Origin of the sequence: Bosea sp. RAC05 (genome assembly GCF_001713455.1) — a bacterium.
Lineage (GTDB): Bacteria > Pseudomonadota > Alphaproteobacteria > Rhizobiales > Beijerinckiaceae > Allobosea.
Window position 1 is genome coordinate 3,885,608 of the sequence record NZ_CP016464.1, and the last position, 18,444, is coordinate 3,904,051.

General features: G+C 69.2%; 18 protein-coding genes. 8 read left to right on the forward strand and 10 right to left on the reverse strand.

Translation table 11 applies throughout. From position 1 onward, the window contains the following. The first annotated feature begins 28 nt into the window (after window positions 1-28). Window positions 29-439 (forward strand): rhodanese-like domain-containing protein, encoded by a 411-nt coding sequence (locus BSY19_RS21875; protein ID WP_069055996.1) that lies wholly within the window; start codon window positions 29-31, stop codon window positions 437-439. Window positions 440-483: 44 nt separating this feature from the next. Here the strand turns inward: BSY19_RS21875 and trmD are convergent, their stop codons facing one another. The 6 genes from trmD to ffh all read right to left on the reverse strand — a co-directional run bounded on the left by trmD (window position 484) and on the right by ffh (window position 4,963). Continuing rightward, the gene (gene trmD / locus BSY19_RS21880) at window positions 484-1,179 is read right to left on the reverse strand and encodes a tRNA (guanosine(37)-N1)-methyltransferase TrmD (protein ID WP_083247965.1); all 696 of its coding nucleotides are present in this window, start codon (window positions 1,177-1,179) and stop codon (window positions 484-486) included. A gap of 162 nt (window positions 1,180-1,341) precedes the next feature. Continuing rightward, on the reverse strand, window positions 1,342-2,043 hold the full coding sequence (locus BSY19_RS21885) for an HAD family hydrolase (RefSeq protein WP_069055998.1): 702 nt from the start codon (window positions 2,041-2,043) through the stop codon (window positions 1,342-1,344). Further along, window positions 2,033-2,560, reverse strand: coding sequence for a ribosome maturation factor RimM (gene rimM / locus BSY19_RS21890; RefSeq protein ID WP_083247763.1), 528 nt, complete (start codon window positions 2,558-2,560; stop codon window positions 2,033-2,035). Before rimM ends, BSY19_RS21885 begins: the two co-directional genes overlap by 11 nt. 150 nt (window positions 2,561-2,710) lie before the next feature. After that, window positions 2,711-3,070 (reverse strand): 30S ribosomal protein S16, encoded by a 360-nt coding sequence (gene rpsP / locus BSY19_RS21895; RefSeq protein ID WP_069056000.1) that lies wholly within the window; start codon window positions 3,068-3,070, stop codon window positions 2,711-2,713. Window positions 3,071-3,116: 46 nt separating this feature from the next. After that, the gene (locus tag BSY19_RS21900) at window positions 3,117-3,380 is read right to left on the reverse strand and encodes a hypothetical protein (protein WP_069056001.1); all 264 of its coding nucleotides are present in this window, start codon (window positions 3,378-3,380) and stop codon (window positions 3,117-3,119) included. Continuing rightward, on the reverse strand, window positions 3,377-4,963 hold the full coding sequence (ffh, locus tag BSY19_RS21905; RefSeq protein WP_069056002.1) for a signal recognition particle protein: 1,587 nt from the start codon (window positions 4,961-4,963) through the stop codon (window positions 3,377-3,379). Before ffh ends, BSY19_RS21900 begins: the two co-directional genes overlap by 4 nt. A 288-nt stretch (window positions 4,964-5,251) precedes the next feature. On the opposite strand from ffh, the gene BSY19_RS21910 reads away from it, so the two are divergent. From BSY19_RS21910 to BSY19_RS21930, 5 genes are read left to right on the forward strand one after another with little or no spacing between them, the layout of a single operon-like run. Continuing rightward, entirely contained in the window at window positions 5,252-5,812 is a 561-nt protein-coding gene (locus tag BSY19_RS21910) for a CAP domain-containing protein (RefSeq protein ID WP_171905189.1), read from the forward strand. 47 nt (window positions 5,813-5,859) lie between these two features. After that, window positions 5,860-6,525, forward strand: a complete 666-nt coding sequence (locus BSY19_RS21915) for a nitroreductase family protein (RefSeq protein WP_210184392.1) — start codon at window positions 5,860-5,862, stop codon at window positions 6,523-6,525. Window positions 6,526-6,545: 20 nt separating this feature from the next. After that, entirely contained in the window at window positions 6,546-7,172 is a 627-nt protein-coding gene (locus BSY19_RS21920) for a LysE family translocator (RefSeq protein WP_069057302.1), read from the forward strand. Window positions 7,173-7,185: 13 nt separating this feature from the next. After that, window positions 7,186-7,800: a class I SAM-dependent methyltransferase gene (locus BSY19_RS21925; RefSeq protein WP_069056005.1), complete on the forward strand. Its 615-nt coding sequence runs from the start codon at window positions 7,186-7,188 to the stop codon at window positions 7,798-7,800. A gap of 46 nt (window positions 7,801-7,846) precedes the next feature. Next, a complete protein-coding gene (locus tag BSY19_RS21930) occupies window positions 7,847-8,905 on the forward strand; it encodes an MBL fold metallo-hydrolase (RefSeq protein ID WP_069056006.1) in 1,059 nt (352 codons plus the stop codon). Window positions 8,906-8,919: 14 nt separating this feature from the next. On the opposite strand, the gene BSY19_RS27700 is transcribed toward BSY19_RS21930, so the two are convergent. Continuing rightward, window positions 8,920-9,831, reverse strand: a complete 912-nt coding sequence (locus BSY19_RS27700; RefSeq protein WP_150129693.1) for a GyrI-like domain-containing protein — start codon at window positions 9,829-9,831, stop codon at window positions 8,920-8,922. 154 nt (window positions 9,832-9,985) lie between these two features. Here BSY19_RS27700 and dapF point away from each other — a divergent pair, with 154 nt between their 5' ends. Together dapF and mtaB are read left to right on the forward strand one after the other, a co-directional pair. Continuing rightward, a complete protein-coding gene (dapF, locus tag BSY19_RS21940) occupies window positions 9,986-10,870 on the forward strand; it encodes a diaminopimelate epimerase (RefSeq protein WP_069056007.1) in 885 nt (294 codons plus the stop codon). Next, window positions 10,870-12,141 (forward strand): tRNA (N(6)-L-threonylcarbamoyladenosine(37)-C(2))-methylthiotransferase MtaB, encoded by a 1,272-nt coding sequence (mtaB, locus tag BSY19_RS21945; RefSeq protein ID WP_069056008.1) that lies wholly within the window; start codon window positions 10,870-10,872, stop codon window positions 12,139-12,141. Before dapF ends, mtaB begins: the two co-directional genes overlap by 1 nt. 4 nt (window positions 12,142-12,145) lie before the next feature. Here mtaB and BSY19_RS21950 read toward each other — a convergent pair whose 3' ends face one another. The 3 genes from BSY19_RS21950 to BSY19_RS21960 all read right to left on the reverse strand — a co-directional run bounded on the left by BSY19_RS21950 (window position 12,146) and on the right by BSY19_RS21960 (window position 17,426). Then, window positions 12,146-13,258 carry a sulfite oxidase gene (locus BSY19_RS21950; RefSeq protein WP_069056009.1) on the reverse strand — a complete coding sequence of 371 codons (1,113 nt, stop codon included), beginning with the start codon at window positions 13,256-13,258 and terminating at the stop codon, window positions 12,146-12,148. A 123-nt stretch (window positions 13,259-13,381) separates the two neighbouring features. Then, window positions 13,382-15,091 carry an AMP-binding protein gene (locus BSY19_RS21955; RefSeq protein ID WP_069056010.1) on the reverse strand — a complete coding sequence of 570 codons (1,710 nt, stop codon included), beginning with the start codon at window positions 15,089-15,091 and terminating at the stop codon, window positions 13,382-13,384. A gap of 262 nt (window positions 15,092-15,353) precedes the next feature. Further along, window positions 15,354-17,426, reverse strand: coding sequence for a methyl-accepting chemotaxis protein (locus tag BSY19_RS21960; RefSeq protein ID WP_069056011.1), 2,073 nt, complete (start codon window positions 17,424-17,426; stop codon window positions 15,354-15,356). Window positions 17,427-18,444: the final 1,018 nt, after the last annotated feature.

Here is an 18,444-nt window from a genome sequence, read left to right on the forward strand (position 1 = left end):
CGCTCCTCGCGATGACGTAGATGCCATCTTGAACCGCCGCATCCTCATCGCGGGAGCGGCGGTTTTTCTGTTGCCGTGCCGGGCGCAGGCGCAGGCACCGACCACCCTGTCGGCCCACGAAGCCCTCAACGGCGCCCGCGCCGGCACCCTCCTGCTCATCGACATCCGCCCGCCGGCAGAATGGCGCGACACCGGCTTGGCCCAGGGCGCGCTCGCGCTCGATGCCGAGACGCCCGCCTTCGAGGTCCGGCTGGCGGGGCTGCGGCTCGACCATCCGGCCAAGCGCATCGCCCTGATCGACCGCAGCGGCGCGCTCGCGGCCTCGGTCCGCACCAAGCTCGCGGGACGGGGCTTCCGCGACATCGTGGCGGTGCGCGGTGGCATGCTGGGTCCGGGCGGCTGGCTGGCCGAGAAGCTGCCGGTGACGGCCTATCCCTGAGGCGCCGTCATGCTCGGGCTTGACCCGAGCATCACGCACACGGCTCAGCCGCCGCTTCGGCCCTTCAACAGATCAGGCCGCCTCTCCGCGGTGATCCGCTCCGCTTCCGCCCGCCTCCACTTCGCGATGCGGGCATGGTCGCCCGAGAGCAGCGCCTCGGGCAGGCCCCGGCCCTCCCATTCGCGCGGACGGGTGTAGTGCGGATACTCGAGCAGGCCGTTCTCGAAGCTCTCGTCCTCGCCGGACAGTTCCTTGCCCATCACGCCGGGGATCAGCCGCACGCAGGCGTCGAGCAGGACCAGCGCCGCCATCTCGCCGCCCGAGAGGATGTAGTCGCCGATCGAGACCTCGGTCAGCCCGCGCCCCTCGATCACCCGCTCGTCGACGCCCTCGAACCGCCCGCAGACGATGACGACGCCCTCGCCCGAAACCCAGTCGCGCACCTGACGCTGCGCCAGCGGGCGCCCGCGCGGCGACATCAGCAGCCGCGGGCGCGTGTCACCGGCGGGAACGGCGGCGTCGATCGCCGCGCCCAGCACGTCGCAGCGCAGCACCATGCCGGCGCCGCCGCCGGCCGGGTTGTCGTCGACATTGCGATGGCGGCCGATGCCGTGGTCGCGGATCTGGTGCGTCTCCAGCGACCACAGCCCACGCCGCAGCGCTTCGCCGGCCAGCGACACGCCGAGCGGCCCGGGAAACATTTCCGGATAGAGCGTGAGGATGGAGGCGCGGAACGGCATGGAGAAAACCTTAGTGAGCTCGCGCTGGAACCTCTTCGTCATCCTGGGCGCCCGAAGGGCGTCCCGGGATCCATCATAAAGCGATGTCGATCTCTACAATGGATCCCGGAGCTGCGCCGCTTCGCGGCTTGTCCAGGATGACGGCTTGATGAGGGGCGAACACTAACCGAAGCGCAGCGCCGGCAGCCGGTCCAGCGCGTTGAAGTCCGTCGCGGAGGCGACGACGTTGTCATAGGCCGCGAAGCCCTCCGCGCCGAGCATGGTCAGCATGGCGACGGCCCGCATGCCGGCCCGCCGCGCCGCCTCGACGCCGTTGGGGGCGTCCTCGAAGACGAGGCAGGTCTCCGGCGCCACGCCCATGCGGCGCGCCGCCTCGACGAACATGTCCGGATGCGGCTTGCCGCGGAAACCCTGAGACGGCGAGATCACCGTCGCAAATTCGGCCCGCAGGCCGAGCGTATCGAGCACCAGCGCGATGTTCTCGGGCGGCGCGGCCGAGGCCACCGCCATCGGGACGCCGAAGCTGCGGGCGCGCGCCATCAGCGGCAGCAGGCCCGGCAGCGGCGCGACATGAGGCCGGTAGGTCTCGCGGTAGAGCGTCTCCTTGGCTTCGCCGAGCCGCGCGATCTCCTCGGCAGCGACGCCCGGAAAATAGGGCCCCACGATCTCGCTGACGGCCATCCCGGCCGTGGTCCGGAAGAAGGCTGGCCGGTCGAAGGGCAGGCCGTGCTCGCGGTGCCAGCTCTCCCAGGCGTCGTCATGGAAGCGCATGTTGTCGACGATGGTGCCGTCCATGTCGAAGATCAGCGCGCCGGCCGGCTCGTCCCAGGCCTTCGTGCTGGAGGGGTTCGGCTCAGTCGTCATCGTCGGCCTCGAACAGTCCCTCGGGCGGAACCGCCTCGATCCGCCGGGCGGCGATGTCGATGCGCGGCGCGAAGGCCTTGGTGAAGGGCATCAGCACCGAGCGCCCGTCCGGCAGCAGAATGTCGAGCAGGTCGCCCGCGCCGTAATTGGCGACGGTGGTGACCGTCCCCAGAACCACGCCATCGGGACCGACGACCGCGCAGCCGATCAGATCGGCCTGCAGGAACTCGTCCTCGTCCTCGGGCGCCGGGATCTTGTCGCGGGACACGAAGAGGTTGACGCCGTTGAGGCTCTCGGCCGCCTCGCGGCTGGTGATGCCCTTGAGGCGGGCGACCACGACCTCCTTGGCCGGGCGGATCTCGGCGATCTCGAAGCGCCGGCCCTTCTCGTCGGTCAGCGGGCCGTAGTCGGCGATGGCCAGCGGATCGCCGGTGAAGGCCTTGATCCGGACCTCGCCCTTGATGCCATGCGCGGCGCCGATGACGCCGAGCAGGATGAGCTTGTCGTCAGCGGCCATGCTGCACCCCCTCATCGAGGAGAGGCACGGCCGTCATGCTCGCCCCTGTGGCGAGCATCCACGGCTTGAACTCAGGTCGCGACGAGCGAAGACGTGGATGGTCGGGACAAGCCCGACCATGACGAACAGCATCGCGAGCCCGAGACCGCATCACGCCTCGGCTTCGGCCGGAGCGGCGGACTTGGCGGCCTTCTTCTCGGCGCGCTCCTTGGCCTTCTCGCCGGGAACGCCCTTGGCCGGGTTGCTGCGGACCGGGCGCTTGGCGAGGCCGGCGGCGTCCAGGAAGCGCAGCACGCGGTCGGTCGGCTGGGCGCCCTTGGCGAGCCACTCCTTGGCCTTCTCGACGTCGAGCACGACGCGCTCCGGCGAATCCTTCGCCTTCATCGGATCATAGGAGCCGATCTTCTCGATGAAGCGGCCATCGCGCGGCGAGCGGGCATCGGCGACGACGATGCGGTAGTACGGGCGCTTCTTGGCGCCGCCACGGGTCAGGCGGATCTTGAGGGACATTCGCGTCTTTCCTTGGGTTTTGAACGGGTAAGCGTTGCGGTGGAAATCAGGGCTTGTTGTCGTCGACCAGCTGGTCGATCGCGGCCCAGGGATCGTCCTTCATGCCCGTCGAGGTGAAGATCTCGAGATCGATCGAGCCGTCTTCCAGCACGTCGATCTCCCAGTATTCACCCGGCGCATGCACGAGGAAGGAGAAGGCGTCGTCGCGATAGGACGACGTCTCATAGGACAGGTTGGCCTCGTCGAGACGGGCCTTGACCTGCTTGAACACGTCGAACATGCCGACGCGCATTTCGGTGGGCTTGGTCACTTCTTCTTGCCTCCGAAGGGGTTGGAGCCCCCCAGCCCCGGAAGCCCGCTGCCGAGACCGGGCAGCTTCGGCATCATCCCCGCCGGCGGCGTCACGCCCTTGGGCAGGCCCGGAAAGCCGCCCGGAGGCAGGCCCGGCATGCCGCCGCCCGCGCCGAGCTGCTTCTGCAGTTCGGCGAGCTGCGCCGGGTCCATCTTCGAGGGGTCGGGCATGCCGGGCGGCAGGCCGCCCATGCCGCCGCCGATGCCGAACATCTGGCCGAGTTTGCCGAGCATGCCGCCCTTCTGCTTGCTCATCGCCTTCATCATGTCGGCCATGCCGCGATGCATCTTGAGCAGCTTGTTGATCGCCTCGGGCGAGGTGCCGGAGCCGGCGGCGATGCGCTTCTTGCGGCTGTTCTTGAGCAGGTCGGGATTCTTGCGCTCGGCCGGCGTCATCGAATCGATGATCGCGATCTGGCGCTTGATCATCTTGTCGTTGACGCCCGAATTGGCGAGCTGGCCCTGCATCTGCTTCATGCCGGGCAGCATGCCCATCACGCCGCCGAGACCGCCCATCTTCTCCATCTGCTGGAGCTGCATGCGCATGTCGGCAAGGTCGAAATTGCCCTTGGCGAGGCGCTGCGCCAGCGCCTGGGCCTTGTCGGCGTCGACCGTCTCGGCCGCGCGCTCGACCAGGCTGACGATGTCGCCCATGCCGAGGATGCGGTTGGCGACGCGGGACGGGTGGAAATCCTCCAGCGCGTCGATCTTCTCGCCGGTGCCGACGAGCTTGATCGGCTTGCCGGTGACGGCGCGCATCGAGAGCGCCGCGCCGCCGCGGGAATCGCCGTCCATGCGGGTCAGCACGATGCCGGTCAGCCCGACGCGGGCGTCGAAGGCGCGCGCCGTGTTGACGGCGTCCTGGCCGGTCAGCGCGTCGGCGACGAGCAGCACCTCGTGCGGGTTGGTCGCCGCCTTCACCTCGGCGACCTCGGCCATCAGCGTGTCGTCGAGCGTGACGCGGCCGGCGGTGTCGAGCATCACGACGTCGTAGCCGCCCAGACGGGCGGCCTCGATCGCGCGCCGCGCGATCTGCACGGCCGACTGTCCGGCGACGATCGGCAGCGTCTCGACGCCGACCTGCTTGCCGAGGATGGCGAGTTGCTCCATCGCGGCCGGGCGGCGCGTGTCGAGCGAGGCCATCAGGACGCGCTTCTTGCTGCGGTCGGTCAGGCGCTTGGCGATCTTGGCAGTCGAGGTCGTCTTGCCCGAGCCCTGCAGACCGACCATCAGGATCGGCACCGGCGGCACGGCGTCGAAGGTGATGCCCTCGCCGTCACCGCCGAGCATGTCGATCAGCGCGTCGTTGACGATCTTGATGACCTGCTGGCCGGGCGTGACTGACTTCAGCACTTCGGCGCCGACGGCCCGCTCGCGGACCTTGTCGGTGAAGGAGCGCACGACCTCGAGCGCGACGTCGGCCTCGAGGAGCGCCTTGCGCACCTCGCGCAGCGCGGCGTTGACGTCCTCCTCGGTCAGCGAACCCCTGCGGGTCAGCCCCGAGAGGATGCCTGATAGCCTGTCGCTGAGAGTGCCGAACATGCGGACCTGCTTGCTTGCCTTCAGGGACCGGCAGCGCGAAGCCCCATCGCCAAACGGTTTCGCGCCCGAGGGCGCGGACGCGCTGTCGGGCGTTGACCTCCGGGCTCGTGTAGCCGCGAGGCGGCCCGGTCGGCGGATGCGGTCTCGACGATGTCGGCGAAACGGATGGCGCGGTTAAAGCGGCAGATTGTGGCGAAAGTCAAGGTTGACCGGGTCGCCGCAGCAATCTCGCCATGATGGGCCGCTAGCGCCGCACCCTCCGAAGCGATGCCGGACCCATCCTCGCCCATGCGCCCCCTTCTCTTCGCTGCCGCCCTCGCCCTCCTCGCCGCCGGCTGCGCCGGTGAGCCACGCCGCGAGACGCCGCTCGATGCGCGCGCCACCGAACGCCTGGCGGCGGTCACGCTCGATCCCGCCGAGGCCGGCCGTATCTTCAATGCCTATCGTGCCGGCCAGGGCCTCGGGCCCGTCAGGCTCGATCCCACCCTGACGGCCATGGCCCAGCGCCAGGCCGATGCCATGGCGCGCGCCAACGCGCTCTCGCACGACGCCGCCGGCAATTTCGCCGCGCGCGTCCATGCCGCCGGCCTCGACGCCGCCCGCGCGGCGGAAAATCTCGGCGGCGGCTACTATTCGACGGCAGAAGCCTTCGCCGGCTGGCGCGCCTCGTCGGGCCATGACGCCAATCTGCGGATGAAGGAGGCCACCCGCTTCGGCATCGCGCTCGCGAAGGACCCGCAGACGCGTTATCGCGCCTGGTGGGCGCTGGTCGTGGCGGGCGAACCGGAGAAGCGCGTCGAGATGTCGGCCGGGCCCGTCGGTTGGTTCGGTTCGAACCGGCCTGACTGAGGCTTCGGCCGTCGCAGCAGAACCCCTCTGCCCCTTTACAGAACGGCATGGCCTACCGATTGCTGCTGTCGAGAATACCTGCCGGCGTTGCCGAGTCCGAAAACCAGCCTGAGACCGAGCCCATCATGAACAAGACGGCGACCACCGCCCATCCGATCCTGCCGCTGCTGGCCGAACGCTGGAGCCCGCGCGCCTTCACGGCCACAAAGATCGACGCCACCGCGCTCGGCTCGCTCTTCGAGGCGGCCCGCTGGGCGCCGTCCGCCAGCAATCTTCAGCCCTGGGGCTTCGTCCACGCCGCCCATGGCGGCGCCGGCTTTGCCGCGATCGTCGGCAGTCTGGCGGCGGGCAATGTCACCTGGGCGCAGCATGCTCCGCTGCTGGTGGTCGGCGTCGCCGAGCTGACGAAGGCCGACGGCAGCCCCAATCTCTATGGACGCTACGATCTCGGCCAGTCGGTCGCGCATCTGTCGATCCAGGCCGCGGCGCTCGGCCTTCATCTGCATCAGATGGCCGGCTTCGATTCCGCCAGGCTGCGCGAGGCCGTGTGCCTGCCCGCCAGCCATGAACCCGTCGTGGTGATCGCGGTTGGCACCGTCGGCGAGGCCTCGCAACTGCCGTCACCGCTGGATGAGCGTGAGCGCGCCCCGCGCAGCCGCAAGCCGCTGGACAGTTTCGTCTTCACCGACACTTGGCCGGCCGGCCGGCCCTGATCGCCGAGAGGGGGATCGTCATGACCTTCGAGACCTGGGCCGCCTTCGCGGCCGCCACCGCAGTGCTGCTGGTTATTCCCGGCCCGACGATCCTGCTCGTCGTCTCCTATGCGCTCGGCCAGGGCTGGCGCACCGCGCTGCCGACGGCGGCCGGCGTCGCGCTCGGCGATTTCACCGCGATGACGCTCTCCATGCTCGGCGTCGGCGCGCTGCTGGCGACCTCGGCCACCGTCTTCACCGCGCTGAAATGGGCAGGCGCGGCCTATCTCGTCTGGCTCGGCATCAAGCTCTTCCGCGCCGGCGGCACGCTCGACGCCAGCCCGCGCGAGGATGCGGTGTCGTCGCTGAAGATGCTCGGCCATGCCTGGCTGGTCACGGCGCTGAACCCCAAGAGCCTCACCTTCTTCGTCGCCTTCCTGCCGCAGTTCCTCGATCCGAAGGCCGATTTCTGGACGCAGATGCTGATCTTCGAGGCGACCTTCGTGACGCTCGCCGCCGCCAACGCCTTCGGCTACGCGCTCATCGCCTCCCGCGCCCGCGCCGTCGTCAGCAGCCCGCGCGCCATCCGAGCCATCAACCGGACCGGCGGGACCCTGCTGATCGGGGCCGGCATCGCAACCGTCGCGATGCGCAGCGGCACGCGCTGAAGGCGAAACGATCATGACGGCCCGCGACACCGCCACGCTGGATTTCTATGCCGCCGAGGCGCAGGCCTATGCGGGCCGATCCCGCGAAGCCGAGCATGCCCGCATCGCCGCCTTCGCCGCGGCGCTGCCGCCCGGCGCCCGCGTGCTGGAACTGGGCTGCGGCGGCGGTCACGACAGCGTCGCGCTCCTCGACCGCGGCCTCGACCTCGTCGCCACCGACGGCTCGCCGGAACTGGCCGAGCAGGCGAGCCGGCGTCTCGGCCGGCCGGTCGAGGTGCTGCTCTTCGAGGACATCGACGCGGTCGAGACCTTCGACGGCGTCTGGGCCAATGCCTGCCTGCTGCACGTGCCCCGTACGGCGCTGCCTGGCATCCTCGCCTCCATTCACAGGGCGCTGAAGCCCGGCGGACTGTTCTACGCCAGCTTCAAGGCGGGCACGACCGAGGGGCGGGACCGCTTCGGCCGCTACTTCAACTATCCCTCGCCGGACTGGCTGCGGTCCGCCTACGGCCCCGAGGGCTGGCAGAGCCTCGACCTCCGCGAGGAGATCGGCGGCGGCTATGACGGCGAGCCGACGCCCTGGCTTCATGTCACGGCAATCAAGGGCGCGGCGGTCAAGCGACCGTGAACGATGGCGGCTTGACCCGCGGCGGAGCGAACCCACTTTCTGCGGCATGAACCGCCGCAAACTCCTCACCCTCCTCGGCCTCCCCGCGCTGCTCGGCACCGGCAGTGCGGCCTGGGCCTCGATCTCGCGCTCGCGCAACCCGTATTATCAGGGCCCCGTGACCGAGAACTTCAACGGAACCGTCTTCACCGACGGCCGGCCCGTGACCAAGGGGCTCGCCGACGTGCTGAAATGGCAGACCTCGAAGCGCGATCGCGAGGCGTTTCCCGAGAGCTACCCCGCCCCGCCCAAGGACAGGCCGCCCGCCCGCGTCGACAGCGTCCGCGTCGTCCATCTCGGCCACGCCTCCTTCCTCTACCAGATCGGCGACCTCAACCTGCTGATCGACCCGGTCTATTCGCTGCGCGCCAGCCCGCTGAGCTTCTTCGGTCCACGCCGCGTCAACGATCCGGGTGTCGCTTTCGACGACCTGCCGCGCATCGACGCCGTCCTGATCACGCACAACCATTACGACCATCTCGACATCGAGACGCTGGCGCGGCTGCATGAGCGCGATCAGCCGCGCATGATCATGCCGCTCGGCAACGACACCATTGTCAGGGCCCGCATTCCGGAAGCCCGCGCCGAGGCGCATGACTGGTCTGCCCGCCTGCCCCTGTCCAACGGCGTGAGCGTGACGCTGGCTCCGAGCTATCACTGGTCGGCGCGCGGCGCCTTCGACCGGCGCATGGCGCTCTGGTGCTCCTTCGTGCTGGAGGGCGGCGGAACCCGCATCTTCCACATCGGCGACACCGGCTATCACGACGGCTCGCTCTATCGCCGCCTCGGCGCCGAACTCGGCCCCTTCCACCTCGCCGTGCTGCCGATCGGCGCCTATGAGCCGCGCTGGTTCATGCGCGACAACCACATGAACCCGGAGGAGGCGGTGCAGGTCATGCTGTCCCTCAGGGCCGAGCAGGCGCTCGGCCACCACTGGGGCACCTTCCAGCTCACCGACGAGGGCATCGAGCGCCCGCCGGCCGCGCTGGCGGCGGCGCTGGCGGCCGCCGGCCTCGCTGAGGAGCGCTTCCGCGCGATGCGGCCGGGGCTGAGCTGGCAGGCCTGAACGGGAGCGCGTGATCAGCGCGGCTGAACGTAGACGTTGATTTCGAGATTGGGGTCGGCCGGATCGGTGAGGTCCCCGACATACTCCTCGAGGAACGCATCCTTCACGCTGATCGCCTTGGCCTCAAGATAGGCGGTGATCGTCTCATAGGTCGAGTCGATGTCGTCATAGGGCGCGACATGGACGAAGCGCAGCGAAGGCCCCGCCGGCGTCAGACCCGGGCGGACACCGTTGCCGAAGGTCGCGTTGCGCTCGCCCTCAGGCGCCGGACCGACCGGCAGCATCGCCTCGTAGCGGAAACCGTTGTCGTCGGTCTCCAGGAACAGCGTCAGCGGCCGCCCGGCGACCGGCAGTCGCGCACGCTCAGCCTCCTGGCGCAGCACGCGGAAGCTCTCGGCCAGCCGCTTGAAGCCTTCGTCCCAACTCGCCGCGCCGGAGAGCTTGAGCACCGGCTTGGCGACCAGCAGCACCTCGTCGACATCGCTCTGGTCGCCGCGCTTGCCGGCGAGCGTCGCATTGGGATCGAGGACGCCGGTCTGCTGCTGCAGGGTCGGCGGCTGCACGGGCTGGATCGGGCCGGGCGCGGGCAGGGTCGGCGGCGGCTGCACCGGCTGTGGCTCGAGCGGGACCTGCGGCGTCGGCGCCGGCTGGACGGGCTCGGGCGTCACCGGGCGCGGCGGCGCCGGCGCGGGCTGGACCGGCTGCGGGCCGGGGACCGGCTCGGGCACGGCGGCCGGCGGCGTCGGCGCGGGAGCAGGCTGGGCCTGGGCGGGCACGGGTTGGTCCGGCATGGCTGCGCCCGGCGGCGGCGCGAGCGGTGCCGATTCGACGGCGCCCGGCGGCGCCACCCGCGTCTGGGCGGCGGCGACGCCGCCGACGCTCAGAAGGGCGGCCAGCGCCCCGACGGCAATACGGCCATGCTGCATCGTCAACGTCCTGCCAGGAAGCACGGCGCGAAAATCGATTCGCGCTCTTGCAGTGCAATATGGAACATCCACTTACGCCAGGAAATCATCGCAAGGGTGGCTTTTTCACGTCGCCTCCCTCATAGACCCGCAATCCCATGGGATATGTGACGGAATGAACGCCCTCGCCCATCGCCGGTTCCTGAAGATGAACGGTCTCGGCAACGAGATCACCGTGCTCGACCTGCGCGGGACGAAGCTGCGCGTCAGCGAGCACGACGCGTGCGCCATCGCGGCCGAGCCGCGCGCCCGGTTCGACCAGCTCATGGTCCTGCACGATCCCGTCACGCCCGGCACCGACGCCTTCGTGCGGATCTACAACACCGACGGTTCCGAGGCCGGCGCCTGCGGCAACGGCACGCGCTGCGTCGCCTGGGCGATGCTGGCCGACCCCATCATGGGCGACGCCGCCAAGACCGCGCTGACCCTGCAGACCAAGGCCGGGCTGCTGCCGGCCCGGCGCGACAGCGACCTCGTCTTCACCGTCGACATGGGCGCACCCCGGCTCGACTGGGAGGACATCCCGCTGGCCGAGCCCTTCCACGACACCGCGCATTTCGAGCTTCAGATCGGCCCGATCGACGATCCGATCCTGCACACGCCCTGCGCCGTCAACATGGGCAATCCCCACGCCGTCTTCTTCGTCGACGATCCCTACCGCTTCAATCTCGAGCAGATCGGCCCGCTGCTCGAAAACCACCCGATCTTTCCCGATCGCGCCAATATCGAGCTCGCCGCCGTCACCGCGCCCGACCATATCGTGCTGCGCGTCTGGGAGCGCGGCGCCGGCATCACCCGCGCCTGCGGCTCGGGTGCCTGCGCGGCCCTCGTCGCGGCGGTGCGCCGCGAGCTCAGCGCCCGCAAGGCCGTGGTCAGCCTGCCCGGCGGCGACCTCACCATCGAATGGCGCGAGAGCGACGGCCATGTCCTGATGACCGGCCCCGTCGAACTCGAATGGGAGGGCACGCTCGCCCCCGAACTGTTCGAGACCGCCGCCTGATGACCCTCGAGGTCGTCACCTTCGGCTGCCGCCTCAACATCGTCGAGGGCGAGGCGCTCCGGCGTCAGGCTGAAGCCGCGGGCCTCACCGATCTCGCCGTGGTCAACAGCTGCGCCGTCACCTCCGAGGCCACCCGGCAGGCCCGGCAGGCGGTGCGCCGGCTCCATCGCGAGCAGCCGGGCCGGCCGGTCGTCGTCACCGGCTGCGCGGCGCAGATCGAGCCGCAGGGCTTCGCGCAGATGCCGGAAGCCGCCCGCGTCATCGGCAACGCCGAGAAGCTGGAACCCGCGACCTGGGCGGCGCTTGCCCGCTCGAACAGCCTCGGCGCCGCCGACACCGATCTGCGCGACAAGATCGCGGTCGGCGACATCATGGCGCATACGCGGCTCGCGCCGGTCGAAAGCGGCCGCGCCGCCCGGCAGACGCGTGGCTTCGTGCAGGTCCAGAACGGCTGCGACCATCGGTGCACCTTCTGCGTCATCCCCTTCGGCCGCGGCAATTCGCGCTCGCTCGTGCCCGAGGCCGTGCTGGCGCAGTGCCGCGCGCTGCTCGAAGGCGGCGCGCGCGAGATCGTCCTGACCGGCGTCGATCTGACGAGCTATGGCCGCGACCTCGACCAGGCCCCGCTGCTGGGGCGGCTGGTGCGCCTGATCCTGCGCGAACTGCCGGAGCTGCCGCGCCTGCGCCTGTCCTCGATCGATGCCGTGGAGGCCGACGGCGATCTGCGCGAGGCGCTCGCCACCGAGCATCGGCTGATGCCGCATCTGCATCTCTCGCTCCAGGCCGGTGACGACCTGATCCTGAAGCGCATGAAGCGCCGCCATGGCCGCGAGGACGCGATCCGCTTCTGCGCGGAGATCCGCTCCTTGCGGCCCGACATCGCCTTCGGCGCCGATCTGATCGCCGGTTTCCCGACCGAGGACGAGGCGATGTTTGCCCGCTCGCTCGACCTGATCGGCGAATGCGGGCTGAGCTATGTCCACGTCTTCCCCTATTCGGCCCGCCCCGGCACGCCGGCCGCGCGCATGCCGCAGCTTCCGGGCCCGGTCGTCGCGGAGCGTGCGGCCCGGCTGCGCGAGGCCGCGGGTGCAGCCCATGCCGCCCATCTCGCCGCCCGCCTCGGCCGGCCGCTGACGGTGCTCACCGAGCGCGGCAACACCGGCCGCGCCCCGGATTTCACGCTGGTGCGCTTCCGGCGGGAGACCGCGCCGGGCGAAATCGTCTCGGTCTCGGCGCAGGCCGCCGACGCACGCGCCCTGATCGCAGCCTGAGACCTCAGCCCTCGCGCGCTGTCCCGGCGACGCGATGGACCTGATTGTTGCAGTAGCCGCGCGGATTCCAGACGATCTCGAGCGGCTGGACATGCCCCTTCACATCGCGGGCCTGGGCGAGGACGGACATCGAACCCGCCCGCTCGACGACGAGGTCCGCGCTGAAGCGCCACCAGGCGAAGGGCCCCTCGCCTTCCGCCAACTCTGCATCCTGCCAGCTCACGCCGCCATCGCCGGAGACGCGAACGCCCGCGAGCGGGATCGCGCCGCTCCAGCCGAATCCCGCCACCGTCAGGGTCTCGCCGCAGGTGACGGTGAAGCCCTCCAGCGGCGTTGTGATCAGCGACTTCACCGGCATGTCGGTGATCACGGCGAAGCGGCTTGGATCGAACGGCTCGCCTGGCGCGACCGGCGCGGTCGGCAGGCGGTAATTCGTGCCGCCCATCTTCTCGCCGTCATGCTCGCAAGGGCGCAGCTCGACCCGGTCGAGCCATTTCTGCCAGGCCGAGCCGGGAAAGCCCGGCGCCACGATCCGCAGCGGCCCACCATGCAGCCGCCCCAGCGGCTCGCCGTTCATCGCGAAGGCGACCAGCGTCTCCGGCGCCAGCGCCTTGGCGATCGGCAGGCCGCGCGACAGCGCCGGCCGGGACGGGTCGGCGATCAGCCGGTCGGGCGAATGATGCCCGGCATAGACCGCACCCGGCCGCACGCCGGCCTCCGCCAGCACATCGGCGAGCCTGACCCCGGTCCAGCGCGCGCAGCCGACCGCGCCGAGCCGCCAGGGCAAACCGTCCGTGGCCGGAGAAAACTGCGAGCGGCCATTGCCGGCACATTCGAGCACGGCCGTCAGCGTCACCGTCTCGAAGCGCGCGCGCAGCGCATCCAGCGTCCAGCGCGCGGGCCGCTCGACCTCGCCGTCGATCGTCAGGACCCAGTCATCCTCGCGCCCGACCACCGGCACGTCGCCATTGTTGCGGACGAAGAAGGCCTCGGCCGGCGTGATCGCCTCGCCGAGCAGCGCGATCGGCGGCTCGGCATTCAGCGCGGGGTCGTCATGGACGTGAAGCCCGGGCTTGAGCGCGCGCAGCCGGGCCAGCTCGGTCGAGGCGGGGGTCAAGCGGCCATTCTCCGTTCGGGGCAGCGGGCCGTGCCGGTGCGGCCGCCTGCGATCCCCGTTTCGGAACATGGGGACGCGGCGGCACTGTGGCAACGCGCCGCCGCGATCCATCGGCCCGACCGATCAGCCCTTGCCGGCGACCTCCTCGCGCAGCGCGCGACGGAGCACCTTGCCGACATTGGTCTTCGGCAGGCTCTCACGGAAGAAGATCTGCTTGGGCACCTTGTAGCCGGTCAGGCTCTCCTTGCAGAAGGCGCGCAGCTCGTCGGCCGTCAGCGCGTCGTCCTTGCGCACGACGAAGGCGGTGACGGCCTCGCCGGAATGCTCGTCGGGCAGGCCGATCACGGCCGATTCGAGCACGCCCGGATGCATCGCGATCACATCCTCGACCTCGTTGGGATAGACGTTGAAGCCGGAGACCAGCACCATGTCCTTCATTCGGTCGACGATGCGGACCTGCCCGTCGGGAAGCATCACGCCGACGTCGCCGCTGCGGAAATAGCCGTCCTCCGACATCACCTTGGCGGTTTCGTCGGGCCGGTTCCAGTAGCCGACCATGACCTGCGGCCCGCGGATGCAGATCTCGCCGGATTCACCGATCGGCAGGTCATTGCCCTCGGCGTCGCGGATGGCGATCTCCGTCGATGACAGCGGGAACCCGACCGTGCCGGAGAATTCGGAAATGTCGGGCCGGTTGATCGAGGCGACCGGCGAGGTCTCCGACAGGCCATAGCCCTCGATGATCGGGCGCCCCGTCACGGACTTCCAGTGCTTGGCCACCGCGGCCTGGGTCGCCATGCCCCCCGACACCGCGAAGCGCAGCTCGTCGAAATTCACCTGCGCGAATTCGGGGTGGTTGGCGAGCGCGTTGTAGAGCGTGTTGACGCCCGACATCAGGGTGAAGCGGCTCGCCTTCAGCGTCTTGATGAAGCCGGCGATGTCGCGCGGATTGGCGATCAGCAGCCCCTTGGCGCCGATGCGCAGCATGAACATGCAGCAGCAGGTCAGCGCGAAGATGTGGTAGAGCGGCAGCGCCGTGACCATGACGTGCTGGTAGTCGCTGCGGCCGAGCGGCGGCTCCAGCGCCCAGCCGAGCCACAGGCCGCATTGCTCGACATTGGAGGCGACGTTGCGATGCGTCAGCGTCGCGCCCTTGGCGACGCCCGTCGTCCCGCCCGTGTATTGCAGGAAGGCGACGTCGTCGGGCGTCACCGTCACCGGCGCCATCGCATCCGAGCCGGCGAAGACCGTGGCGAGCGGCACGAAGCCCGGCAGGTTGAAGGGCTTGACCACCTTCTTGATGCGCCTGGCGACGAAATTGACGATGTGTCCCTTGAAGCCCATCAGGTCGCCGGCGGTGGCGACGACCACCGTCTCGATCTTCAGCTGCGGCTTCGCCTCCTCGACCACGTGGGCGAAGTTCTCGATCACGACCAGGACACGGGCGCCCGAATCATTGAGCTGGTGGGCGAGCTCGCGCGCCGTGTAGAGCGGGTTGACGTTGACGACCGTGTAGCCGCCGATCAGCGCCCCGAAGATCGCCGCCGGATAGGCCAGGATGTTGGGCATCATCAGCGCGATGCGGTCGCCCTTGCGGTAGCCCTTCGCCTGCAGCCAGGCGGCGAAGGCCCGCGCGGCCCGGCCCGTCTCGGCGAAGCTGATCGACTTGCCGAAGCTCTCGAAGGCCGGGCGCGTCGCATAGGTCTCGCAGGCACGGCCGATCAGATCGGCCAGCGTGCCGGGATCGCCGATTTCCGGCGGCACGGCCGCAGGATAATGGGCGAGCCACGGCCGCGGCTCCGTCGTCGCCTGTGTGGCGGTTGTCGCGTTCATCGTCGTCCTCCCCATCGCCCGGCTTCACCCGCGGACGGGCGTGCCGGTGCATTTTTTGACGGTCTACATTGCGGACCCACGATTGCGAGCGCAAGCGCAGCCTCGATATGTCAGCAAGATAGTTCACATATGAACGTTAAAGGCAAGCTCATCTCGCAGATGCTCGCCGTGGTGCCACCCGCGAGAAGGTTCGCACCCTCAGATCATTGCGAGGCGGCATCCGTTAAGCAATGGCCTGCGCGAAGGACGCTCCCAGCAGTTGTCAGGCTGCCGAGGCCTTTGTCAGGAACACCTTCACCCGTTCGTCCACGAAAGTCGCATGGTGATCCAGGCGCAGCGCGGCCTGCGACACAGCCACGACCGCCTCGTCGGACGTGCTGATCAATGCGCGCGCGGCCGTGACTCCCGACGAGACGGCCACACTGTCAGTCAAAGCCGAGGCGGCGCCATCTGCGATGATCCCCGTAACTTCGTTCTGGTCCTCGACCGCGTTGAGCACCTCAACCACAGCCGCGCCTATGGCATCAATCCTCGTCAGAATCGCATCGTTTGCGGCAATCGCGTTCTGCGACGCGGCCATGATGTCGCCGATCTGACTGCGGATCTCGCTGGTGGCCATCGCCGTCTGGCCGGCAAGCTGCTTGACCTCGGAGGCGACCACGGCAAATCCCCTGCCCGCTTCGCCGGCGCGGGCGGCTTCGATCGTGGCATTGAGAGCCAGCAGATTGGTCTGCGCCGCGATCGAGCCGATCAGCGTCACCACATTCCCGATCGTCTCTGCGCTACTGGCAAGGGCGCCCGTGATGCGGCTGCCCTCGGTCGCGCGGTGATGGGCGTCCTGGGCGACGCCATTGGCGTGGATGACGAGTCGCCCGATTTCGCGAATCGTTTCGCGCGAACGCGCTGCGGCGACAGCCAGACTGTGCGCTGAGCGACCCGAATGGCTTGCTCCCGCGTCGAGGTTTTCGATGCCGGCGCGCGCGGCCTCCGCAGTTTGCTGGAGACCAGCGGCCGTGCCGCGGAAGGTCCTGATCTCATGGAGCATGTCGTTGACGGCGCCACCGACGACATCGGCGAATTCGGCTGCCAGAACAGCCCGGGCCTCGGCTGCGTGCTGGGCTCGTCGGGTTTCCTCGGCGGCGTTGAGAGCAGCGGCAGCGCGCTTCTCAATCGTCAGCAGCCTGAGTTGCTCAAGAGCCTCGGCAACCTTTTCGATCTCGTCATGGCCGCGATAGCGAATTGGTGCCGCGGTCAGATCGCCCTGAGACATTCGCTGCAATCTCAGGGTGATCGCGTCGAGCGGCCGCGATACGCGTCGGTTGAACAAGACGGCAATCGCGGCGACGACGATCAGCGTGACGATCGCGATGATCGACGCCAGTAGGGATGAAACCTGTGCGCGCGCGACGTCATCGACGACAGCCGATTCGACACGGCTCTGCACCAAAGCGCGAAACTCGACGATGCTCGTCATTTTGGGCACATATTGGGCAGCGAACTCGGCCGTCGTCTGGCGGTAAGGCGCATTGCGCTCAGACAGGTCTACAATCTGGGCCGCAACAGCGCGGCTGGCGCCGAGATTCAGCGCCAGAGTATGCAAGAGAGGCTTGTCGGCCGCCAGCACCAGCTGTGATCGTTGGATCGACTGAACCAAGGCGTCGATATGGCCGTTGAGCCGGTGGTAATGTGCCAGCTCCGATGCGCTCAGTCGCCGCCCGGTCGCGAGCGGAGCGGTAAAGACAGAGCCGACCTGACCGACGATATCGCGCAGCTCTGTGGCACTGCGGATCGCGGCCAGAAGCGGCAGGCTGTCGGGACTCCCGCTCGCAACAAGTCCTTCAACGGCACGGAACGCTGGGTCGAGGCTTGGAATGGTACCGATCATGGCCTCGACTGCGCGATTGAGGGCATCACCATTGCGCTCGCTCAAGGGTTTCGACGCCAGCAAATCCACCTCCGCGCGAGCCGCCGCGAGGCTGCTGCGGGCCGCGGCCACGGCGGATCTGACATGCGCGGCGGCTGCAGAGCTGAGCCTCACGGCAGAGCCGTCGGCAGCGCGCAGGGCCGTGTCCGTCGCTTGCCTCGCATGGTCTAGGGCCATGCGGCGCTCCGTGGGGATCGGCAGATCGGTTCCGAGCACACCGTTGGTCGGCCCCCGCTCCGCCGACATGGCGGTTGCGGCAACCGAGATGTCGCGCAACGACTCGGCCCCCGAACGCGCTTCGATGCCGAGCACGTAGAAGCGTCGCTCAGACAGCAGAACTCGCCCCGTCATCAAACCGCATGCGAGCAGAACGATGCCGGTGCCCAGCATGATGAATGTCGACGCGCGCATGGTACCTCCCAGCCAACCATGACTAGGACTGCAAAATGCTTAACAACTTTAAGAGCGCTGAGATTTGCAGTCAGGAAATGACATAGCGCAACATTATCGACCCAGAACGCACTCCCGGCAGCTGCGTCATCCGGATCGCTCGCATGAGGGGAGAGGTCCCGTCAGCGGTTGCGGCGTCCCCACCAGGGCGTCCTGCTCGGGCTTGTCCCGAGCATCTCGGGACCAGGGAGCGCCAGAACCGCGCCGCACACCCCTCCCCCTTGTGGGGAAGGGGTGGGGGTGGTGCCGCTGTGTGAGCGGCTGCCGGAGTTGCAGGGACGGTCCACCTGACCTGCGCAGGACGCGCGCTGCTTTTCGCCCCCCACCCCTGCCCCTCCCCACAAGGGGGAGGGGTTCGCGCCCTCCCGCGAAACCGCACAGCCGTAATCCCCGCCCGCGCTCGCACGCAGGCGTCGAAAACGAGGGGCAGCGGAGCGCCGCGAGGCGCGTAGGTCTCAGTTCCGCATCCATTGAGCCAGGATGCGGCGCGGCGGGATTGAGCCACCCGTCGCACGCCCCGTGGCGCTCCGCTTGTCGGCGATTTTGGGCTCCGGGCCGCGCTTATCGGGTCAAGGGCCAGCCTCCGCCGCGAGCCCTCGGGCGCCAGTTCCCCTCATCGGGTTGTTGCGCCGTCCGGCATGGGACGAAGGTATGATGCCAACGACCGGTCCAGCGAGCTCCTCGCACAGGGGCCGTAGTACCCCCAGGGCGGTGCCCCGAAGCCTCCCGAGTCCAGCTCGCAAGGCTGGCCGCAGGCGCCGCGCCCACCCCCACCAACGGCTTGCCTTCCGGATGGCTGCCCCTCGGAGATGAGGTGATGGGAGGATAGGGGTGTGGCGGGCAGCGGGGATAAGATATTGGCTCCTCCCCTCGCGCCCTCGCCACAACCGCCACGCCCCTGCCATTCTCACTGATCTCGGGTCTGCCCGAGATCAGCACTCAGAGTGTCGAAGTCGGCAACAGCCGACTTCGATGCGGG